This window comes from Pedobacter sp. A2324, assembly GCF_059693705.1.
On sequence record NZ_JCASSK010000006.1, the window covers coordinates 340,744 to 363,039 of the forward strand.

The 22,296-nt window shown below is 40.6% G+C and carries 17 protein-coding genes; 9 read left to right on the top strand and 8 right to left on the bottom strand.

Going from position 1 to position 22,296, the window contains the following annotated elements; genetic code table 11:
* The first annotated feature begins 247 nt into the window (after positions 1-247).
* Positions 248-1,135 (top strand): hypothetical protein, encoded by an 888-nt coding sequence (locus AC570I_RS18620; protein WP_497406677.1) that lies wholly within the window; start codon positions 248-250, stop codon positions 1,133-1,135.
* On the opposite strand, the gene AC570I_RS18625 is transcribed toward AC570I_RS18620, so the two are convergent.
* Positions 1,121-3,325, bottom strand: a complete 2,205-nt coding sequence (locus AC570I_RS18625) for a B12-binding domain-containing radical SAM protein (RefSeq protein ID WP_497406678.1) — start codon at positions 3,323-3,325, stop codon at positions 1,121-1,123. The two genes, AC570I_RS18620 and AC570I_RS18625, sit on opposite strands and share 15 nt — an antisense overlap.
* A 155-nt stretch (positions 3,326-3,480) precedes the next feature.
* Between AC570I_RS18625 and AC570I_RS18630 the strand changes: the two genes are divergently transcribed.
* On the top strand, positions 3,481-4,197 hold the full coding sequence (locus AC570I_RS18630; protein WP_497406679.1) for a hypothetical protein: 717 nt from the start codon (positions 3,481-3,483) through the stop codon (positions 4,195-4,197).
* 31 nt (positions 4,198-4,228) lie between these two features.
* Here the strand turns inward: AC570I_RS18630 and AC570I_RS18635 are convergent, their stop codons facing one another.
* Positions 4,229-5,419, bottom strand: a complete 1,191-nt coding sequence (locus AC570I_RS18635; RefSeq protein WP_497406761.1) for a BaiN/RdsA family NAD(P)/FAD-dependent oxidoreductase — start codon at positions 5,417-5,419, stop codon at positions 4,229-4,231.
* Between the two features lie 55 nt (positions 5,420-5,474).
* On the opposite strand from AC570I_RS18635, the gene AC570I_RS18640 reads away from it, so the two are divergent.
* Positions 5,475-6,614 carry a 5-(carboxyamino)imidazole ribonucleotide synthase gene (locus AC570I_RS18640; protein WP_497406680.1) on the top strand — a complete coding sequence of 380 codons (1,140 nt, stop codon included), beginning with the start codon at positions 5,475-5,477 and terminating at the stop codon, positions 6,612-6,614.
* A gap of 52 nt (positions 6,615-6,666) precedes the next feature.
* On the top strand, positions 6,667-7,182 hold the full coding sequence (purE, locus tag AC570I_RS18645) for a 5-(carboxyamino)imidazole ribonucleotide mutase (protein WP_497406681.1): 516 nt from the start codon (positions 6,667-6,669) through the stop codon (positions 7,180-7,182).
* A 106-nt stretch (positions 7,183-7,288) separates the two neighbouring features.
* Here purE and AC570I_RS18650 read toward each other — a convergent pair whose 3' ends face one another.
* Positions 7,289-7,852 carry a YqgE/AlgH family protein gene (locus tag AC570I_RS18650; protein ID WP_497406682.1) on the bottom strand — a complete coding sequence of 188 codons (564 nt, stop codon included), beginning with the start codon at positions 7,850-7,852 and terminating at the stop codon, positions 7,289-7,291.
* A 46-nt stretch (positions 7,853-7,898) separates the two neighbouring features.
* Between AC570I_RS18650 and pdxH the strand changes: the two genes are divergently transcribed.
* Positions 7,899-8,549 carry a pyridoxamine 5'-phosphate oxidase gene (gene pdxH / locus AC570I_RS18655; RefSeq protein ID WP_497406683.1) on the top strand — a complete coding sequence of 217 codons (651 nt, stop codon included), beginning with the start codon at positions 7,899-7,901 and terminating at the stop codon, positions 8,547-8,549.
* Between the two features lie 354 nt (positions 8,550-8,903).
* Here the strand turns inward: pdxH and AC570I_RS18660 are convergent, their stop codons facing one another.
* The 3 genes from AC570I_RS18660 to AC570I_RS18670 are packed head-to-tail and all read right to left on the bottom strand — an operon-like array spanning position 8,904 to position 14,649.
* On the bottom strand, positions 8,904-9,848 hold the full coding sequence (locus tag AC570I_RS18660; protein WP_497406684.1) for a DUF1735 domain-containing protein: 945 nt from the start codon (positions 9,846-9,848) through the stop codon (positions 8,904-8,906).
* Between the two features lie 7 nt (positions 9,849-9,855).
* A complete protein-coding gene (locus AC570I_RS18665; protein WP_497406685.1) occupies positions 9,856-11,523 on the bottom strand; it encodes a SusD/RagB family nutrient-binding outer membrane lipoprotein in 1,668 nt (555 codons plus the stop codon).
* Between the two features lie 12 nt (positions 11,524-11,535).
* Entirely contained in the window at positions 11,536-14,649 is a 3,114-nt protein-coding gene (locus AC570I_RS18670) for a SusC/RagA family TonB-linked outer membrane protein (protein WP_497406686.1), read from the bottom strand.
* 406 nt (positions 14,650-15,055) lie between these two features.
* Here AC570I_RS18670 and AC570I_RS18675 point away from each other — a divergent pair, with 406 nt between their 5' ends.
* The 3 genes from AC570I_RS18675 to AC570I_RS18685 all read left to right on the top strand — a co-directional run bounded on the left by AC570I_RS18675 (position 15,056) and on the right by AC570I_RS18685 (position 18,630).
* Positions 15,056-15,952, top strand: a complete 897-nt coding sequence (locus AC570I_RS18675) for a 3-hydroxyacyl-CoA dehydrogenase family protein (RefSeq protein ID WP_497406687.1) — start codon at positions 15,056-15,058, stop codon at positions 15,950-15,952.
* Positions 15,953-15,983: 31 nt separating this feature from the next.
* Positions 15,984-17,006, top strand: a complete 1,023-nt coding sequence (gene ruvB / locus AC570I_RS18680) for a Holliday junction branch migration DNA helicase RuvB (protein WP_047801199.1) — start codon at positions 15,984-15,986, stop codon at positions 17,004-17,006.
* A gap of 115 nt (positions 17,007-17,121) precedes the next feature.
* Positions 17,122-18,630 carry a carbon-nitrogen hydrolase family protein gene (locus AC570I_RS18685; protein WP_047801198.1) on the top strand — a complete coding sequence of 503 codons (1,509 nt, stop codon included), beginning with the start codon at positions 17,122-17,124 and terminating at the stop codon, positions 18,628-18,630.
* A gap of 63 nt (positions 18,631-18,693) precedes the next feature.
* Here AC570I_RS18685 and AC570I_RS18690 read toward each other — a convergent pair whose 3' ends face one another.
* Positions 18,694-18,900: a hypothetical protein gene (locus tag AC570I_RS18690; protein ID WP_047801197.1), complete on the bottom strand. Its 207-nt coding sequence runs from the start codon at positions 18,898-18,900 to the stop codon at positions 18,694-18,696.
* Positions 18,901-19,037: 137 nt separating this feature from the next.
* On the opposite strand from AC570I_RS18690, the gene queG reads away from it, so the two are divergent.
* A complete protein-coding gene (gene queG, locus AC570I_RS18695; RefSeq protein ID WP_497406688.1) occupies positions 19,038-19,973 on the top strand; it encodes a tRNA epoxyqueuosine(34) reductase QueG in 936 nt (311 codons plus the stop codon).
* Between the two features lie 24 nt (positions 19,974-19,997).
* Here queG and AC570I_RS18700 read toward each other — a convergent pair whose 3' ends face one another.
* Positions 19,998-22,235 carry a glycosyl hydrolase family 95 catalytic domain-containing protein gene (locus AC570I_RS18700; RefSeq protein ID WP_497406689.1) on the bottom strand — a complete coding sequence of 746 codons (2,238 nt, stop codon included), beginning with the start codon at positions 22,233-22,235 and terminating at the stop codon, positions 19,998-20,000.
* Positions 22,236-22,296: the final 61 nt, after the last annotated feature.

Consider the following 22,296-nt stretch of genomic DNA (forward strand, 5'->3'; position numbering starts at 1 on the left):
CCGGCCCTGATATCGGATTTAAGCACAACGAAAAAAGGGCAATCGTCTGAATGATTGCCCTTATCTAAATTAACCGCTCTCAACCACTGGGGTTGGTGTAAGGTGCTCAAGCCTTACGATGTAAAGGTAGTTGCACATTATGAACATTTGATGAAGATACTAATCGCACTTATTATCAGCACGTTCTACGCGTTTAAACAGCACATATAGCTAAATGTTGAATTTAAGATCAAGCAAAACATACTCAATGCAGGTTTTTCTAATTAATTTAGGCAATTATTTGATACAGATGCATTCATATCCGCTAACAGATTCCGATATTGATAACTTTCGCAACACACTTTCAGCGCCCGCAAAGCCCGGAACATTGTTATTGCTGGAATTGAAAACTTTATACTCCCGACTGGAACTTAATGATGAAGCGCTAATCAGCAAGCGGTATAAATATGATATCGACCGCTTAAAACAGGGTTATGATAAAGAAAAGCAAATTTGTCAGGATAGATTTACCTCTCTTCGGAAACAGTTCAAGCAAATAGATGCCCGCATTAATTCTGTTGAGCAAAAACTAAGTCACGGCATTCCAGAAGATTTAATGCTGATGGATAAGCTGATTGCTGAACAGGAATCAATAGTTGCAGAACAGGAGAAATTGAACGAAGCCGAAACAGAATTATCTGATTACGTGAGTTCAATAGATGTAAAGCATGGTAAAACCTTATCTAAGCTGGAGCACGACAAGGATGAAAAGTTACTTGAGCTGCAATCGCTGCGCCGCCACGACTTGGAGCAGATTTCAGATTACGAGAAGAGCCTCCATTTTAAAACACGTGCAGCAGCTTTAATACCGATATTGGTTATTCCTTTAATCATTGATCTTTTAACGCTTAAAATGGGTATTCCACTACTGAAACCGCAGGATGTATCGCACAGCATTCTGGCACATTACCCATTTTTTATTGCACTGATACTGACACAGTTTCTGGTAATGGAACCTTTCAATGCTAAAGTACACCACTATTTCACCAGAGATTATGCTAGGAAGTCGTTTCAAAAACTCGAAAATTTATATGAAGATCATGCGAGCCAGATGAAGTCAGTGAATGCCAACCTTTCCAGCTTAAAGGACCAGTAAACCTGATTCCCGTAGTGTATTGATGGGTTTAGCATACCAGAATAATTCGAAGTTTTCCATTTCAGTTTCAAAGGCTGCTTTCACTTCTGCGAAAGTATACACTTTGTCCTTAGAAATGTGAATTTTATCAAGAATTGCGGTCAGCCACTCGCCCTCCTCTTTGCTGGTCTGAATGGTGAAACTTTCACGTTTATCATGGAAAGTTAATGATGCCATTTCCCAGGTATTCCCTTTTTTGGATTTGGTAAAAAATTCTGCATCGGGTTGTCCCCCTATCCAGACTACTTTTGCCGTAGGCTTGGTATTAAACTGATTTTCATCATTTAATGCGCGTTCAATAAAGTCACGACGAATTTTAGTTCTTGGTATTTTAAAATCGAACCAATCCTGCAACTCATAATCGAAACAAATTCCATGCATGAAGTTGAACAAGGATTTTTTCAGTCCAAAGCTAAATTTATTATGGTCGATACCCGTTTTATCGATATAGTTAATATCATTGTTAGCGAAAGTTCCAATCTGCTCGGTTTCTTTCACTACACCAAACCTTTCAGGATACATACCTACGGGACTGTGAGCCGTCATGGCAAACTGATGCCAGAAGCCCGACTGTAAAATACCGGCTTCAAACAGCTGCCTCACCATTTCTAAACTATCTATTGTTTCCTGTATGGTTTGCGTAGGATAGCCATACATCAGATAGGCATGCACCATAACACCTGCTGCAGTAAAATTTCGGGTAACCCTTGCAACCTGTTCAACGGTAACGCCTTTATCAATGAGTTTAAGCAAGCGATCAGAAGCCACTTCCAGTCCGCCGGAAACCGCTATACAGCCTGATGCTTTTAGAAGCAGACACAGATCTGCCGTGAAACTTTTTTCAAAACGAATATTCGTCCACCAGGTTACGGCCAGTTTCCTCCTGATAATTTCCAGGGCCACTTCACGCATTAAAGCCGGAGGTGCCGCTTCATCCACAAAGTGAAAACCGTTCTGTCCGGTTTTAGCATAAAGGTCTTCCATGCGGTCGACAATCTGTTTGGCTTGTACTGGCTCATATACTTTGATATAGTCCAGAGAAATATCACAAAAAGTACATTTACCCCAGTAACATCCATGCGCCATGGTAAGCTTATTCCACCGGCCATCGCTCCACATGCGGTGCATAGGGTTCACAATTTCGATAACCGATATATAGCTATCAAGCAAAAGATCAGAATAATCTGGGGTCCCTACATCAGCCTGCTTGTAGTCCTTCCTGAACGAATCATTTTTGTATACCACTTCCCCGTTCTCCAGTAAAAAAGTCCGCTTATACATCATCATTTCGGAAGGTATGGTTCCCTGAATGTTCTTGATCAGTAAGTCGAGCGGCAATTCACCATCGTCGAGGGTGATGTAGTCGAAGAACTCAAAAACCCGTTTATCAGATAAAGACCTGAGCTCAGTATTGGGAAAGCCACCGCCCATTGAAACTTTAATGTCAGGATAATTCGCTTTCACCCATTGTGCACAGCGAAAAGCACTATACAGATTGCCGGGGAATGGCACAGAAATGAGAAATAATTTTGGCTGGATATATTCGATTTTAGCCTTTAATATGCCAATGAGGATATGATCGATATAGGTTGGCGCCTGCTGCAGCGCGTGATACAACTCATCGAAAGAGTTGGCACTTCTGCCCAGGCGTTCAGCATAGCGGCTGAATCCAAAATTATCATCAATGCATTCTACAATATAGTCGGAGATATCTTCGAGGTATAGTGTTGCAAGGTGCTTGGCTTTATCCTGGGTGCCCATAGCACCAAAAGCCCAGTCCAATTCTTCAAGCTGGGCAAAACGTGATGCCTGGGGCAGGAAATCATCCCCACAAATCTGCAGTGCAAGTGTTGGGTTTTTTCCCTGGAGAAATGAAATAACAGCATCTATGGTTTTAAGGTATTCTTCCCGCAAGGCAAATATGCGTTTAGCGTTTGCACTTTTAGTTTGCTGATTACTTTGTATTGAATATTCAAATAAATCAGTAAGTCCTTGTTTGGAAAACAGCTCCACAATCACTTCGATGCCCAGATCAGCCTGTGTGCAGGAAATATTTTTGGTGTTCAGAAATCCTTTGATATACGCCGTTGCCGGATAGGGAGTATTCAGTTGTGTAAAGGGCGGCGTAATGGCAAAGATTTCTGTTTTCAAAGGGAAATGGTTTTAATGCAAAAGTAAGGGAATTTTAAGACATATTTAACCATCCGTATGTAAGCTTCATGCCATGATAACCTCCAATTAAAAACGATACAAACTAAATTCCAATTCGAAACGTTCTAAACAGACATCAACACCTTTTTCCCTGAATGAAGATTTGCTATTCCGTTTTGCTGATGCTAACTGTGCAGGTATGTGCGGCACAGAAAACTTTTCTGTTTCCGAAAATAAAGCAAGAGGGCAACTCCCTTCAGCAGCTCACTCCTTCCAACTGGACAATTATCGAAACAGCCAACGGCGATCTGAATAACGACGGAGTAAATGATCTGGCTGTAATTTTTGAATCAACGAAAACCATAGATGAGAACCGGACTTATGGCGATAACAATTCGGATATAATCAAAGAAACGCAGAAGCCTCGCATTTTAGCTATCTTTTTTAAAGTTGCTTCGTCGAACAGTTACCGTTTGGCTACACAAAACAATGATTTTATCCTGCGTGAAAAGGAAGGCGGTAAATTAGGTGATCCGCTCACTCAAATGAACATTAAAGAAGGACAGCTTTATCTGCGTTTTAAAGGTGGTGCAGAATGGCGCTGGGAAATGGGTTATACTTTTAAGTTTGAAAATAATGACTGGTTTTTAACCAGTGCCATCAACCTATACTTTAACCAGAACACTGGCGACATGACGGAAAGGGTTTACGATTTCAAAACCCGTGAGCTGTTTACAACTGTTGGCAACCTCCATAGAAGAGACGTAGCCAACAGAAAAACCAGTGAAGTGCTGTATTTTTCGCAACTGCGAACGTTTAAAACTTTCAAAAAACCCTGGGCATGGGAAATTATGCCGGATGTATATCTGTGATATATTGTCTTGGGATTGAGTGAAATTTAAATTATAAATGTTGTGCAATCACAAATCCACTTGCCCAGGCCCATTGAAAGTTATACCCACCTAACCATCCGGTAACATCAAGGCATTCTCCTCCGAAAAATAAATTGGGAATCTTTTTGCTTTCGAGTGTTTTAGATGACACTTCATTTGTGTCGATTCCCCCGCGCATCACTTCCGCCTTGTCATACCCCTTATCCCCTGCTGGCTTCACTTTAAAATAGTGAATGGTATTTTCTATTAAATCGATTTCAGTTTTTGTTAGGGCGGCTACAGGCTTACTTAAGGGCAGAAACTTGCCCAGCGCATCGGTAAACTTCCGGGTATAGAAACGGCTCAACAAATTGGATAGAAGTGTTTTCCCGTTGGTTCTTCGCTCTTCATCTAACAGGGCTACAATATCCTGATGAGGTAACAGGTTAATATTAATGGCTTCACCCCTTCTCCAGAAAGAAGAAATCTGCAGGATTGCCGGTCCGCTTAAACCCCAGTGGGTGAACAAAATGTTTTCTTCGAAAGAAATTTCCTCATTACTAACTTCACAGAAAACCGAGTTTCCCGAAAGTTGTGCAAACCAATCCTCATCTTTTCCAGTAATGGTTAGTGGCACCAGTGCCGGTGCAGTCTCTACAATCTTTAAGCTGTGTTTACGGGCAAAACGCAGGGCAAAATCTGTGGCACCCATTTTCGGAATCGGTAATCCGCCCGTAGCAATTACCAGCTTTTCGGCAGTCAGTACTGTTTTTTTTCCTTTTCGTTCATAGGTTACCTGAAAGCCCTGCTCCATAAACGCTATGTCTTTTACATCTGCATCGCACCGGATTTCCTGACCAAAATCTTCACATATAGTGGTGAATACCTGCACAATATCCTTTGCATTTTTCCCTTCAGGAAATAGTTGTCCCAATGTTTTTTCAGCTCCCTGAATACCATACGTTTCGAAAAAACCAATCGTATCATCTACTGTCCATTGCGTAAAGGCAGATTTGATGAAATGCGGATTAGCTGAGGTGAATTGCTCAGCAGATGCATATTGGTTGGTGTAGTTACAGCGTCCGCCACCTGATATCAGAATTTTGGCACCGGGTTTTTCATTCCTTTCCAGCAGGATAACCTTCTTCCCCAGATAGCCTGCCTGTACAGCACACATTAACCCGCAGGCACCTGCACCAATAATTATTGCATCAGCATTCATCAATAAAACTTTTTTATGGTTACTTTTGCACAAAAGTAGCATTATTTTCAAGCGCATGGCAAAACAGATTAGCGAATTAAAACTGGGTATTTTAGGTGGCGGACAATTGGGCAGGATGCTCATTCAGCAAGCAATTAATTACAATGTAAACGCTCTGGTTCTCGATCCTGATCCTGACGCGCCATGCAAGCACATTGCCAATTACTTTGAAAACGGCTCAATAACTGATTTCGATACCGTTTATAATTTTGGCAAGAAGGCTGACATCATTACCATCGAGATTGAAAAAGTGAATATTGATGCACTGGAACAACTTGAGAAAGAAGGCAAACAGGTATTCCCACAATCAAGGGTAATCCGTTTAATTCAGGATAAAGGCGTTCAGAAGCAATTCTTCAAGGAAAATGACATTCCAACCTCACCTTTCCACATGGCCAATACGAAAGAAGATATGGTTAACAGCCAAATTCCCTTTCCATACATCCTGAAGTTGAGAAAAGATGGATATGACGGTAAAGGTGTAATGAGGATCAATAATGCAACAGATCTGGAGAATGCATTCGATGCACCCTGCATCATTGAAAAACTGGTAGATTTTGAAAAGGAAGTGGCCGTGATTGTTGCGCGTAATGCAAACGGCGACATGAAAACCTTCCCTATGGTGGAGATGGAATTTAATCCTGAAGCGAATCTGGTGGAATTCCTGATTTCACCTTCTACCTTCGCAGAAAGCCTGCAACAAAAAGCAGAAAATATCGCTAAGAATATCGCTGCTGCCATGAACATTACCGGAATTTTAGCCGTTGAAATGTTCGTATGCAGAGACGGTGAATTGCTGGTAAATGAAGTGGCTCCACGTCCACACAACAGCGGGCACCAAACGATTGAAGGAAATTATGTTTCGCAGTTCGAGCAACACCTCCGTGCAATTTATAACCTTCCACTAGGCGATACCAGCAGCATCACAAATGCCATTATGATCAACCTTCTGGGTGAAAAAGGTTCGGAAGGGGTTGCGAAATACGAGAATCTTGAAAAGATTTTGGCCATCGATGGTGTATTTGTACACCTTTATGGTAAAAAATATACGAAGCCTTTCCGTAAAATGGGCCATGTAACCATTGTGGATATAGACCGGGATAAGGCAATTGAAAAGGCAAGATACGTACAGAAAACTTTAAAAGTAATTGCTTAACACCTTTTTTTAGCTTTAGATAACAACAAAAATTCAATAAACTTTATTACAAATGAGTACAGCAAATTCAAATTCGCCTTCGGCGGCAAAACCACTGGTAGGAATTATAATGGGTAGCAAATCTGATTTGCCCGTAATGCAGGATGCTGCCGATGTGATGAAGGAATTTGAAATTGACTACGAAATCACGGTGGTTTCGGCACACAGAACTCCTGAGCGGATGTTCAATTACGCAAAAGAGGCACAAGGACGAGGTTTGAAAGTCATCATCGCAGGCGCGGGTGGTGCTGCGCATCTTCCAGGAATGGTGGCTTCAATTACCACTTTGCCGGTAATTGGTGTACCTGTTAAATCATCAAATTCTATTGATGGGTGGGACAGTATTTTGTCGATTTTACAAATGCCGAATGGAATTCCTGTGGCTACTGTAGCACTTAATGCTGCAAAAAATGCAGGCTTACTTGCAACACAGATTTTAGCTACCGCAGATGATTCGTTAACTGTAAAAATGCAAGCCTATAAAGATGATCTAAGACAGAAAGTTGAAGAAAGTGCAGCAAGCATGTAATTACTTTCCAATGCTGATTTGATACAATCGCCAGATAGAAAACATGCAATTTGTGTGTTATCTATCTGGCGGTTTAGTTTATCAGGAATATAGCACTTTCGTCGTATTAATTTAAACTTGGATCGCTGGGAAAATTACTGACATGTGCGTACTTTGGACCTAGATTTACAACAACATCCCGCCATAACTGTTCTTCATCATTCCCGAAAATAAGATCAGCATTAGAAACATTTCCCACCATCCAGGCGTTTTGTTCCAGCTCGCGTTTAAGCTGCCCACTATCCCATCCGGAATAACCAATAAAGAATTTAATTTCATCTTCATTGATCGCGTTGTTATTGATCAGAATTTTGAGTGTCTCGAAATTTCCACCCCAGTAAATTCCGTTTCCGATATCCTCCCCGCTTTGCAGCTTATCATAAGCACGGTGAATGAAGTGAAGGGTATCGGCCGCTACAGGTCCGCCAAAATAAATTTGATTGTCGGCCTCCCACAAGTCCTGAATCACATCCCTGAGTAGTAGATTCCCAACCTGATTGAGAATATAGCCTACACTTCCCTCTTCACTGTGCTCGGTTAACAGGACAACAGATCGCTTAAAATTTGGATCGGCCATGAATGGTTCAGATATTAATAAGCGGCCGGTTTTGGGTTCTATATTGTTAAGCATGACGATAATCATTTGTAGCACCATAAAAGATGCTTATTTTTGTTTTATGCAAGTTAATAACGAATTTCTACAAAACCTACGCCAGGATTACAAAAGCGCCACTTTAGATGAATCTGACGTTGATGATAACCCCATTTTTCAGTTCAAAAAATGGTTCGACCACGCTGTTGAAGCCCAGATTCATGAACCTAATGTGATGACATTGGCTACAGCCGACAAAGCGGGACGTCCGGATGCAAGAATTGTTTTGTTGAAAGGCGTAGATGACGATGGCTTCAGGTTTTTTACCAACTATTTGAGCGCCAAAGGAAAAGAACTAAAAAGAAATCCATATGCTGCATTGGTATTTTTCTGGCCTGAACTGGAGCGCCAGGTCAGGATTGAAGGAACCGTAGAGAAACTGGATAAAGAAACCTCTGAGGCGTATTTTAACAGTCGTCCGGTAGCCAGCCAGATTGGTGCTATCGCTTCTCCACAAAGTCAGGTGATTCCTAACCGCTCCTTTTTAGAAGAAAAGTTCGAGGATTTACAAAGTTCAGCTAAAGATAAGAAAATTGCCAAGCCGGCACACTGGGGTGGTTACATCGTAAAGCCAACAAGAATAGAATTCTGGCAGGGACGACGCAGCAGGTTGCATGACCGGATTAATTTCGAGCTCAGTAAAGGAAGCTGGGTAAAATCACGTTTGGCACCTTAAAAACCATTATAAATGAAAAGAGATACGCTATCCAGCAATATCTCTTTTCTTTAACTAATCATTAACTAACCTAAATTTACTAGGAAGTACTTTTATAAAAACGTTAGCTTTCTATTGCTTACGGTTATGTCTTTTTATTAATCAGGTAAACAAATGTTTTTTGTTTCTCTTGATGAATCAAATATCTTCAAAAAAGAAGCGCTGTAATAGCTTGTATCGACGAATTTGGGCTTTGTATCGATAAACAAAATTTAACTTTTTTCTTAACATTTTTTAACGGAATGGATTTGGTTTTTGGCGGATGAACGTTTAATACAAAGAGAGAAACCTGTTCTCTCTTTGTATTGGAAATTATTATCTGGCTTTTGTATAACTCCATTTTTCATAGAAATACGTCCGATCTGCTCCGGATTGTGTCATGATATAACTTACCTCTAATACCTTTGTACTTCCTGATATAGTGAATTTATTTACCCCTGTAGGGTTCAACCTTGCCGCTCTCACGGATGAGTTTGTGCCTTGACCATAATAATTGGTTACACTTGTAACATTTCCATCAGCATCCATTGTAAAGATTGGTGAAAAGTTTCCGTATGCAGAGGTCGATGTCCCACTCTTTATAGGATGATAATAATTGGTTGAGTATAAGTAACCATCATATTCCGCCACAGATGCAGCACCGGTTGTTCTTAATTCCTGTGTCATCGGATAATAACCTGTTAGTGTAGCGGATGTGTTATCTACCATTGAGCTGGTAGACGTTACAGTATATACGCCATCATATTTATTTTTGGCGACGATAATGAATACGCCAGTACCGTAATTACTACTTATGGTACCAGTTGATGTAGATTTCACCTTTATCCCGAGTGCATAGGTTTTAGTAAAATCAAAAGCCGCAGTATTTAGGGTGATATGAAAAGTTGCTGTTTTGGCCCCCTTAGGAATCGTTACTGTATAATTTGGCACAGTATACAAAGAGCTTGGCAAAATTGTATACGTCGAATTCATTGTAGTTACCGCAGCGTCGTCAAAACCTAAAACTACACTTGCATCTTCCGGTGCACCATCTGCGCCAGTGTAATTAACTGTAACCGGAAAGTCGATAGAACTTGCAGCATCAAATGATTTAGTTAGCACTGAATAGGCTGTTGAGCTTGCCCGCGAAGGTAAGTCAGATAATTCAACAATTCCGTAAGCACCGTTATCTGTGAAAATAACATCGTCTTTTGTGCAAGATGCAAACGGTAAGGTCGTCATGAGCATTAATACTGTATATAATTTCTTTAAATTTTTCATTGCTTGATTAGTTAGAATTAACGTCCCAAAATATTTTGTCTGTAAACTGATTTTTCTGCGCAGGCACATTTGGGTTCAAATTATATTCGTCTGTTGGATAAAGTAACCTAACAGGCAATTTGTCTATGGTTGTAGCGGCCGATTGTAAAGAGGCAAAAGAAGCTGTTGCCGAAGTAGATCCCTTAACAATGTAAGGATATCCGGTTCGCTTGTATTCCTGCCATGCCTCATATCCGTTTATCCAGTTCAAGGCGATATATTTTTGGGTAATAATAGCCTCAAGCCTTCTTGCACTCACAGATGTATTATAATCTCCAGACAGTGGACTTCCAGTTTTATCCCAGTCGACCAGGTAATTAAGAGAGGTAGTTGCGCCTGTAGCAGCAGCGTTAGCTGATATGTATGCGGCAAGGTAACTATCCAGGTTAGCCTGTGTTAAGCTACTCGTATTGGTGTAATCTTTACTCAGATACTTATAAGAAGCTTCAATTCCATAATTAAAGTTTGTTTTTGCATCACCGGACAGCGTATGTCCTTTTAATGCAGCTTCAGCGAGTAGGAAATAGGTTTCAGCTGCAGGCATGATGATCTGCCCCATAGTTCGTCCTTTTAATAATCCCGTAGTGTTAACTGCGTTAGCGGCAGTGCCCGTACCAATGTACCATGCTGGATAGCCGGTAATGTAAGTTGAAACACTTGTTTCGTTACCTAACTGATTTGTTGGAGTGGGTGTAGCGTAATTTTTATAGGTTAGGGCTCCACGAGTTGCATCGCTCAGTTTTGTTCCATTATAATATGAAAAAATAAATTTAGTTGGAATACGCGACTGGCCATAACTGGTGATTGAAGTTCCTGAATAAGTGGTGTGATAAAGTGTCCACAAAGGATTCATATTCGCACTACCAGTAGCATAAGTTGGATTTATTAATACATCATCTGTTAAAAAACCTTCTGATGAAAATGTTCCGAATGCTGTTGAAACAAATGAAGATAATATCGGGCTATCCTGTGCCCTGATCAAAATACGCAATTTGATGTTATTCGCAAATTTGATCCATTTTGTCAAATCGCCGCCAAACATCACATCAGATTTTCCAAGTGCTGTAACTGCTGTATTTGAAGAATAAGCTTTCAATTGGGCGATGGAAGCATCAAGTTCTGTTACTAAAGATTTGTAAATTGTTGCAGCATCATCGTAATGTGGAGTTACATTATCTGATCCTTTTAAAGCTTCCGAATATGGTATATCCCCATATTCATCCACCAGCATCTGATAATGAAATGCCTTCATGATTCTCGCTACAGAGTTAAACAACACATATTTTTCCACTCCAGTAGATTCTTTGACGATATATTCATAATTGTTTAGCAAAGAATATCCGGTTGTAAATACTGTTGAGTTGGTACTTCCATTATATAAGTATGTAAAGTAGGTAGAACCTGTAAATGAATATCCACCTGCATTTGCCTGATAACCTACAAGCCAGTTGCCATATTCATAATTGTAGTAAACGAGGTTGGTTGCAGTATTCGTAAGTGCGGCAGGAAGCACTAAATTGGGTGTTGAGGATGTTGCGCTGTTTGTGTTCTCATTAACATCCAGATATCCTTTTTTACAAGATGAAGCAGACAGAATGAGCGCAATCAAAGTTATTATGTTTAAATATTTTTTCATTGTTTTGACTAGTTAGAATGTTAATGAAATAGTACCGCCGTAATAGCGTGTTGGAGGTGTTTGCGACAGAGAGGTAACACCAATAGCATTACTATCCGAACCATTTGCACTGTAATCAGGATCGGTATATTCGTTAGATTTTGGTGTCCATAAGAATAAGTTTCTTCCCTGCACACTTACTGTTGCCGATCTCACAAAAGGTACTTTCTTTAGGAAAGATGAAGGAAGTTTATATGCTAAAGAAGCCTCTCTCCATTTCCAGTAATTTCCAGAGTAAACATAGTTGCTAGTTACCCCTCTGTTATAGGTTGAGCTTGTCCAAAATCCTGCACCACCATCTGAAACCGTTACGCTACTGTTGGCTACATAAGTTCCACTTGCAGAATCATAGTAGGAAGAATTTGGAAAAACAAATTTCTCCCGGTTATAGTATGCACTTCTTGCTGATGAACCTGTAAAATCAAATGTCGATCCAGCAGTGCTATATTGTACATAATCGCCTCTATATTCGAAGAGGGAAGTAAATGTTAGCCCTTTCCAGGATAATTGAATATCTAAACCCAACTTGTGTTTGGGTTGCGTGCTTCCTAACACTACTCCGCTTACTGTGCCAACCGGGTAGCCAGTATTCTTGTCTACAATAACACGGCCCTCAGAATCTCTCTGATAATCGGTACCAACAATTACCGGATAAGTTTGTCCGACTATACCATAAGCAACACCATAACTATCATCAGAATATCCAATACGTTCAACACCACTGGTTAATGAAACTAATTTATTCTCTAAGTATGCGTAATTACCGCCAACTTTTAGTGTCCAGTCTCCTTTTTTGATCGGTGTAAAATGCAAACTAGTTTCAATACCTTCATTTGTCAGCTCGCCAGTATTTAATAAGTACGTACTCGCCCCTGAAGCACTTGAAATCGAAGCAACAATCGCTTGCCCAGTCGAGCTTGATTTAAAATAAGTAAACGTTCCATCTACTAGCCCTTTGAATAATCTAAAGTCTAAGCCGGTCTCGAATTCTGTTGTAATTTCAGGCTTTAGATCGTTTGAAACGATTTTGCTGCTTGGTGTATAACCAGTGCCGTAGCCGTAGCCGGTTTGAGAATTAAATGTCTGCTCAAGGTTATATGCACCACCATTGGTTGAATTACCTACGTTTACGTTACCCACTTGAGAAAGCCCTGCTCTTACTTTCAAATAATCTATCCATTTATGATTTTTCAGTGCAGCAATAGCATCAGTTGGAATAAATGAAACGTCAGCCGCCGGATAGAAGAAAGAACGGTTAGCGGGTGCTAATACAGAAACCCAATCGTTACGTCCTGTCAAGTGAAGATAAAGATAGCGCTTATATCCTATTGTTGCATCAGCCCAAACCCCATATTGCCGGGTGTTATAATTTGCTTCAGACGCAGTTGGATTACCTGTAATGTTCGAAAGGTTATATAATTCAGGTACCTGCAAATTACTACCTGCAGCGTTAACTATTTTATAGTTATAGCTTTTTAAACTTGCGCCCAACAACACATTGAATGAAAAGTCACGTACATCCTTTTTGATATTGGCAATGAAGTCGGTATTGAATGTACTTTTGTCCATCATACTTTCACCTACAGACGAAACTTTGTTGTCCTTCGATGAATTAGCAATCGTGTAATCAGTGTAGGTAAAACCAGTTGTTGAAGACTTGTATTGGTAATATCTATTTGAAATACCCGCTCTATATTTTAAATCAAGCCAATCCCACGTCTTGAGGTTTAACTCCAATTGCCCGGTTAAGTAATCATTTGTGGTTTTACTTCTGTAATTATCGATTGCCCAATATGGGTTTTCATAATAGTCGTTATAATAGTTGTTTGGATTACCCCAACTGTTATTATCTTCCCAGTTACTATATGACAATAGTGGAATATTGGCCGGTGTGTTCAACAAATTTTCGTAAATAGTACTGGTTGCGCTTGTTATGTCGTATTTATTTTGCGTATAACTCACATTGTAGTTCGCAGAGAATTTTTTCGAAAAGTTACGCTGACCATTAAATCTAAAAGCAGCCCTTGAAAACTTATCTTTAGGGGTTGTACCCGACCCATCCAGATACTGCGCTGAAAGGTAAGTTGTAGACTTTTCGTCGCCACCTGAAAGCGACAAGTCGGTTTGATTCTGTACACCAGTGTCCCAAAAATCTTTCCGATCGCTAACAGGGGAATATGTAACATACTGAGATTGTCCAGATTCTGTAACGCGTCCTATCATTTTGGTCGAACCGTCAAATGCCGGACCATACTGTTGATTTTCGATTGGATCATAGACTTGTGATCCTGAAGTCGAACCTGAGCCGAACCTATCTTGCAACTGAGGATAAAAGCTAACTTGCTCCAGCGTAGTTGTATTTGAAAGTTTAATAGTAGTCTGTCCTTTTTTTCCTTTTTTGGTGGTAATAATCATGGCGCCGTTAGATGCATCAGAACCATAAAGGGCAGCACCACTGGCACCGTTTAATATAGTGATATCATCAACATCATCAGGGTTGATATTACCCAGCAATTCATTTGGTACCACAACGCCATCCAGCACAATTAAAGCCTGATTATTACCAGTAATAGACCGGTTACCACGTAATACAATTCTATAATTTGGATTAACGCCGCTTCCAACCGCACTTACCTGCATCCCTGCAACCTTACCAGCTAATCCCCCCGCTATTGTCGGTGATTTACCTGCATTAAGCGCCTCATTATCCAAACGGGTAGATGCGTAGCCTTGCTCCCTTGTTGTTCGTTTAATACCACCCGCAGCTACCACAACCTCGTCCAGCGTGCTTACGTCAGATTCTAGAACAATATCAATGGTTTTTGAATTCACCAAAAAAGTTCTCGTTTTGTAGCCAACATAAGTAAACACCAACGTCTGACCATTTGACGCTTTAATGGAATAGGATCCATTCGCTAAAGTAGTGACTATATTATTGGCTTCTTTAACCTTAATGCTGACCCCCGGAATCGGCAGGCCATCCTCTTTAGCTGTTACCACTCCTGTAACAATTCTTTCTTGTGCCGAAACCTTTGTTACCAGCAAAACAATAAAGAACAACAAACATTTTAGTAGTTTTCTTTTCATTTACATTTATTTTAGTTTAATAGTTAATAAGTTTGAAAAATCAATCACAGCAAATGCAACAGACGAACTTTGGTCCAGGGCAAGCAAATACATATAAATGATTAGAGGGTTTCATTACAATGGAAAACTTGAGAGGATCCCAGTTCAATAAGAACAGATGCAACGATTAATATTTCAATTGCGAATTAAAGCCATTGAAAACAACTAAATTGTTAAGACACGATAAAAAGGATGGATGTATCGACAAACAGATTTGTAAATGTTTGTTAAAAATAAATGTAGTGCGTTAAAATATTATAAAATCATAAATTAAAGACAAGTATAGAACCCTTAATTTGCACTTTTAACAAAATAAACATCACATTACCCCAATAAGCAGTCAAAATTATTAACCAGATAATCAAAAATGATAGAAGCAGTTTCAATAATCGGATCAGGAACAATGGGAAATGGCATTTGTCACCTGTTTGCCCAATATAACTATAAAGTGAACCTTATTGATGTCAGCCAGGATGCATTAAATAAGGCCTTAGCTACCATTTCCAGGAATTTTGACAGGCAAATTGCTAAGGGAGCAATAACAGAAGAACAAAAAATTCAGGCGCTGGAAAAGATAACCACCTATACATCCATCAAAGAGGGTGTTGAAAATGCGGATTTGGTTGTTGAGGCAGCGACAGAGAACCTGGATTTAAAACTGAATATTTTCAGGGATTTAGATCAATATGCACCAGAGCACTGCATCCTTGCTTCTAACACCTCATCGATCTCCATAACGCAGATCGCGGCTGTTACCAACCGGGGAGATAAGGTGATCGGCATGCATTTTATGAATCCGGTTCCGGTCATGAAACTGGTAGAAGTGATTAGGGGATATCAAAGTAGTGATGAAACTACCGCATCGATTATGGCACTGTCAACAAACCTGGATAAAATTCCCGTTGAAGTAAATGACTATCCTGGCTTTGTGGCCAACCGAATCCTCATGCCGATGATCAATGAGGCAATATATACCTTATACGAAGGTGTTGCAGGTGTTTATGAAATAGACACAGTAATGAAATTAGGAATGGCTCATCCCATGGGACCATTGCAACTGGCAGATTTTATAGGTCTGGATATTTGTTTGGCGATACTTAAAGTACTTCATGATGGTTTTGGAAATCCGAAATATGCGCCTTGCCCGCTTTTAGTGAACATGGTAAATGCTGGTTACAAGGGCATTAAGACCGGTGAAGGTTTTTACAGATATACAGCAGGGTCGAAAGACCTTGTCGTTTCAGAGAAATTTAAAAGATCCTAATTTTTTTAGCATTTAATTTTATCTTTGCTTTATGAACGAGCATCTTGATCCCGAAGCAAACCACCTTACTCCTACCGACAGAGATATTGAACGGGTATTGAGGCCCCAGGCTTTCGAAGATTTTACCGGACAGGAGAAGGTCATGGAAAACCTGAAAATCTTTGTGCAGGCGGCAAAACTTCGGGGGGAAGCCCTGGATCACGTACTTTTACATGGCCCTCCCGGACTTGGAAAGACTACGCTATCTCATATCATTGCTAATGAAATGGCTACGGGGATCAAAGTAACCTCAGGACCCGTGCTCGACAAACCAGGTGACCTGGCTGGCTTACTAACGGGACTCGATGAGGGCGATATTCTATTTATTGATGAAATTCACCGGCTATCTCCGTTGGTTGAGGAGTACCTTTATTCAGCTATGGAAGATTTTAAAATCGACATCATGCTGGAATCAGGACCTAATGCAAGATCAGTACAGATTTCGTTAAATCCCTTTACTTTGGTTGGTGCCACAACCCGTTCGGGTTTGCTTACGGCGCCTTTGAGGGCGCGTTTCGGTATCAATGCCCGGTTAGCTTATTACGATGCAAAACTATTGACAACAATTGTTTTACGTTCTGCTGAGATATTAAAAACACCAATCAGCGATGAAGGTGCCTACGAAATTGCCCGCCGTAGTCGCGGTACGCCTCGTATTGCCAATGCGCTGTTACGCAGAACGCGTGATTTCGCCCAGATTAAAGGTAACGGAACAATCGATACCGCTATTGCAAGCTATGCACTGAATGCCTTAAATGTTGATGAGCATGGCCTGGATGAAATGGATAATAAAATATTGAGTACGATTATCGACAAGTTTAAAGGTGGACCGGTTGGCTTAAAAACCATTGCTACAGCTGTTGGTGAAGATGAGGGAACTATTGAAGAAGTGTATGAACCCTTTCTGATTCAGGAGGGTTATATCATGCGTACCTCGCGCGGAAGAGAAGTTACTGAAGCGGCATACAAACACTTGAAGAAAAACTTTCCCGGGCAAACTGGAAAGTTGTTTTGATACTATAAAGACCTCTTCCATTTTTGTAAATTGGGGGGGCTTATTTCTTCATTTTAACCTGCCGCTTTCAAACATTCTTTGCAGATCTCTGTTCATACTGTACAAATCAAACATTATGAATATTGAATTACGAAGATTAACGCTCGAAGATTATGCTGACCTTAAAGAATCAATGCTGCAGGCTTACGACAGTATGGGTGGGTCTATCTGGCCCAAGTCGAGTATTGCTAAATTACTGAACATTTTTCCTGAAGGACAACTTTGTATCGCTGTTGATGATAAGGTTGTAGCTTGCTCGCTCGCCATTATCGTAGAGTACGATGAATACGGCGACCGCCATACCTATAAGCTAATTACGGGCGACTATTCTTTTTCTACACACGATCCTAACGGAGATACCTTATATGGAATCGAAATCTTCGTACACCCCGAATTTAGAGGCTTGAGGTTAGGCAGAAGACTTTATGAAGCTCGAAAAGAATTGTGTGAGGGACTTAATCTGAAAAGCATCATCGCAGGAGGACGAATTCCTGGTTACCACCAATATGCAGAACAACTGAGTCCCAGGCAGTATATTGACAAAGTAAAATCCAAAGAATTATACGACCCTACCCTAACTTTCCAGATTTCAAATGATTTTCACGTAAGGAAGGTGCTGAAAAATTACCTGCCGGGAGATAAGGAATCAAAAGAATATGCAACTTTAATCGAGTGGAATAACATCTACTATCAGGGTGTGGATGCCTCCGCGCGTTCTGCAATGAACATCCGCCTAGGTTTGGTTCAGTGGCAGATGCGTTTATTTCCCAATATGGATTCGTTTTACGAGCAGGTTGAATTTTTTGTTGATGCGATAAGCGGCTATAAATCCGATTTCGTGATGTTTCCGGAATTGTTTAATACGCCGTTGCTGGAGCCCTATAATCATCTTCCTGAAATCGAGGCTATGCGGAAACTTGCTGAAAAGACGGAAGAAATCGTGGCCAGAATGCATGAGTATGCGCTAAGCTATAATGTAAACATTATTACAGGTAGTATGCCGATAATTGATGAGGGAAAGCTGTACAATGCGAGCTATCTCTGCCATAGAACGGGTAAAATCGATGAATACCGGAAAATACACATCACGCCCAACGAACAGAAATATTATGGTATGGTGGGTGGAGATAAGGTGCAGGTTTTTGATACCGACTGCGGAAAAGTTGGTATTCTGATTTGTTATGACGTAGAGTTCCCCGAACTAAGCAGATTATATGCAGATCAGGGAATGCAGATTCTGTTTGTGCCATTTCTAACTGATACCCAGAATGGTTATACCCGGGTGCGGCACTGCGCCCAGGCCAGAGCCATCGAAAACGAATGTTATGTGGCTATTGCAGGCTGTGTGGGTAATTTGCCGAAGGTAAATAATATGGATATTCAGTTCGCCCAATCGGCGGTATTTACCCCATCAGACTTTGCTTTTCCCACTAACGCCACCAAAGCCGAGGCTACTCCAAATACAGAGATGGTACTTGTAGTTGATGTCGACCTCCATTTACTGGATGAATTGCATCATTATGGTACAGTAAAAATATTGAAAGACAGAAGAAAAGATCTTTATCAGATTAAATTGCTCAAATAAATTTACATACAACAACAAAGCCAGTTCGTTTGAACTGGCTTTGTTGTTATGAAATGAATGACCTTACTTCCTAAGCGCAAACCAGACAATTAAGCCAATAATTACAGCTATCGGCAAAATCCATTTCAATACCGAGCCTGCACCGTTTTCGTCCTTTTCAGTAACGGCAGGTTTTGCTGGTCCCGGATCTTCTTTATGATTCTCGTAATCTTTTTCTATCGGTTTTGGAGCTTCTCCAGATTCCGTATGTTTTGGATCTATTTCTTCCATGATTTTGCAGTTGAATCCGGGTTCTCCAAATATTATAAACAAATATTAAAGAACCCCAATTAATTAATTTAGTGTTTGCATTTAGAACAAGTGATTAATGAAAATGTTTTGATTGTAAGCCTTATCTTTGCAAATCCGTGTACTTAAATAAAGTAAAATATAGCAAGCTGATTAAAGATGAAGCCATACGTTTGGGCTTTATGGCCTGCGGTATTTCCAAAGCTGATTTTCTCGAGGAAGAAGCACCACGCTTAGAAAAATGGCTTAACCAAAATCATCACGGTGAGATGAAATACATGGAAAACTATTTCGACAAGAGGCTGGACCCGCGCCTTTTGGTTGATGATGCAAAATCGGTTATTTCGCTATCGCTTAACTATTATACCAATGAGAAACAGGCCGATCCTACCGCGCCAAAAATTTCAAAGTATGCATATGGTCAGGATTACCATTATGTGATAAAAGATAAATTGAAAGCGCTTACCGTTTTTATAGAGGAAAACATCGGTGCGGTAAATGGCAGGGCATTCGTAGATTCGGCACCCGTACTCGACAGGGCCTGGGCAAAGAAATCCGGCATTGGCTGGATCGGAAAAAATTCTAATCTTATCAGTAAAACTGAGGGCTCATTTTTCTTCCTTGCCGAACTAATTGTAGACCTTGAACTGGATTATGACCATCCCTTTCAAACTGATCATTGCGGTACCTGTACACGATGCCTGGATGCATGTCCTACAGATGCTATCATCGCACCTCAGGTGGTGGATGGAACCAAATGCATATCCTATCTCACCATCGAACTTAAAAACGAAATCCCTACTCAGTTTAAAGATAAAATGGATAACTGGATGTTTGGTTGTGACGTTTGCCAGGATGTTTGCCCCTGGAATCGCTTTTCAAAAGTGCACCAGGAGGAGGCCTTCCAACCCGATTCGGGATTGCTTGACCTTAAGGCCAGCGACCTGACTGAAATCACTGATGAAGTTTTCAAAAAAGTATTTAAAGGTTCGGCGGTTAAGCGAACTAAACTTTCGGGATTGAAAAGAAACATTGATTTCCTGAAATCTACATAAGACACTTAAATTCACTTCCTGGCATTATTTCATAGTCAAACTATTATACCCCCAGTACCAGTCTGCATGATGACTGTAGCTTACCGAAAGGTTTTTAACAGCATTATCCTTCGCATTAACGCTGATTATTTCATTGGCTAACAAACCGGAAAACCTAATCTGAAACTTTGCTCCCACTTTTTTCTGTTCAAATTGCAGCGATTTTCTTTTATTCGAAGTGACTTCGAAATTTGTAATATCCGACAAAATTATGCAGCCACCACCTATAAGGCTATTGATCTGGATGGAATTTGTTTTTCCGTTTCTTCTGTTTGCACTAATCAGAAAGGCGCCGTCAGTTCTTAAATTCTTAAAGGAAACATCTTTCCACGACTCCGGTATAGCTGGGAAGATCCTGATCTTATCATTCCAGTTTTGCAGAAGTAGTTCCTGTATCGACGTTGCGGCTGCCAGGGGTGTTTCGATTACCGGACCAGATTCTTTATAAAGGGTATTGGGTTGGATGTACTTATTAAAGAGTTCATTCAACAGCGCATAACTTTTATCCCCATTTCCCATTTGAGCGAACATACTGGCCGAGCCGGTGTAGGTGTATCCCTGAAGTGCTCCTTTCAGAGAAATCCAGTAATTAACCGATTTGAGGATAAGCGCCCGTTCATTTTCGTGGTCCCAGTTTACCAGGCCATAAGGATAAATCATTAAAAGATGAGAATAATGCCTGTGTGATGAAGTGAGCGCTACATCCTTGCCAATCAGGAAACCATCTTCACCCTTTGGGTACGCGGTAAGGTTTTTAAGCACTTCCCTCCATTTGGCCTCATCTCCATCCTTTATTCCCTGACTAGTATTGATGGATATAAGGGTATTCAGTCCCCAATTTAAGCTGGCAAGCGAATAGTTGGCGTCTACGGCATTTTTATACTCCGGTGAATGAGATAGCGGCAGATGATAAATCCCCTGCTCATCTTTGTATAAGATATGTAAGAGAAAATTAACTGATCGTTTCAATAAAGGATAAATTTCCGTTTTCAATAGCTGCTTATCCCCCGTATACTCATAATATTTATAATAATAATACATCATCCAGGTCAGGTTACCTGCTTCAAAAGGCCCTTTTACCATATCTGCTTCATTGGTGGGGCTAATCAGATCGTAAGATGAGCTACGGCCTATGAAGGCAGAATTATAGCGCCACTTCTCGGGAGCATTATTAATCAAGTTCTGAAGATTGGTTTTGAAAGACTGGAACAACGGTTTGGTGAGTTCAAGGTGATTGGCAGCAAAAACAGGTGAATAGGTAAGCTGGGTATTCAGGTTCCACCAGATCGCAGGCCACGGTGTTGAACTGGCCCAGGGACCCATCAAATCAATGAGTATTTTATTTTCCCGTGTAATTGAAGCGAGTTTATATAGCTGGATCCAATAGAAGTTTTCCATCCTCTTATCTGGCAGGCTTACAAAACTTTTCTGGTAATATTGGTGCCACCAGGACTTGTGATTTTTGAGGTGATTAATATCCTTTTCAAAACCCTTAATACTGTTGATGGCTTCCAGATCTTCATCAGCACTGGCAGTAGCATCGTAGCCAACAGAAACCAACATCTCATCTTTTGAGGCTTTAAAGACAGTGCTATATCCCCCATGATTTAATAATGGCTGATGGTAAACTACAAATTCATTGATATTCTTCCTCACAACCGGTGGATTATCTGGATAGGTTTTGGGTTTGTCAGTCGGGTGACTCTGCATGTATCTAAAACTTACACTTCTTTCCTGCTCCCATTTCCAGTCGAGCTTCCTGTTTTGCTGGTCTTTCAATTCAATATGGATGACCTCATGTTTAGCATCAACATAAGCTGCAACATCAATTGTTCCCTGATCAGTAAATATTTTACCTGAGGCTATTGCATCATAAAGATAAAGCTGAATATCTGCCCGGAGTATTTTCCCCCTAACGTTCACCATAAAATGCCCGATAGGGAGTCGGGCCTTAGTATAGAGCTTACCAGCCTCTGGCATAAGTTGTGCCCTCACATCAATTACATCTGATCTGCCTACGTCAAGCCTGATGGTACTATCGCCCGCCTGGTAAATATTCAGGCCCATTAATCCATTACCTAAAGTAATACCGCTATAATAGTCTTTTCCCAGTTGCTCCCATTTCATATTCTGCTTTGCCATGAACTGCTCCCAGTTTATGGTTTGGGCAAACAACTGGCACTGTGCAGCCAGACAACAAAAGATGGTCAGATAGATTTTCATATTAACTTTTGTATGATGTTTTAAAATACTCCGGGAGCAAATTTAAAGCATCACAAAAGGA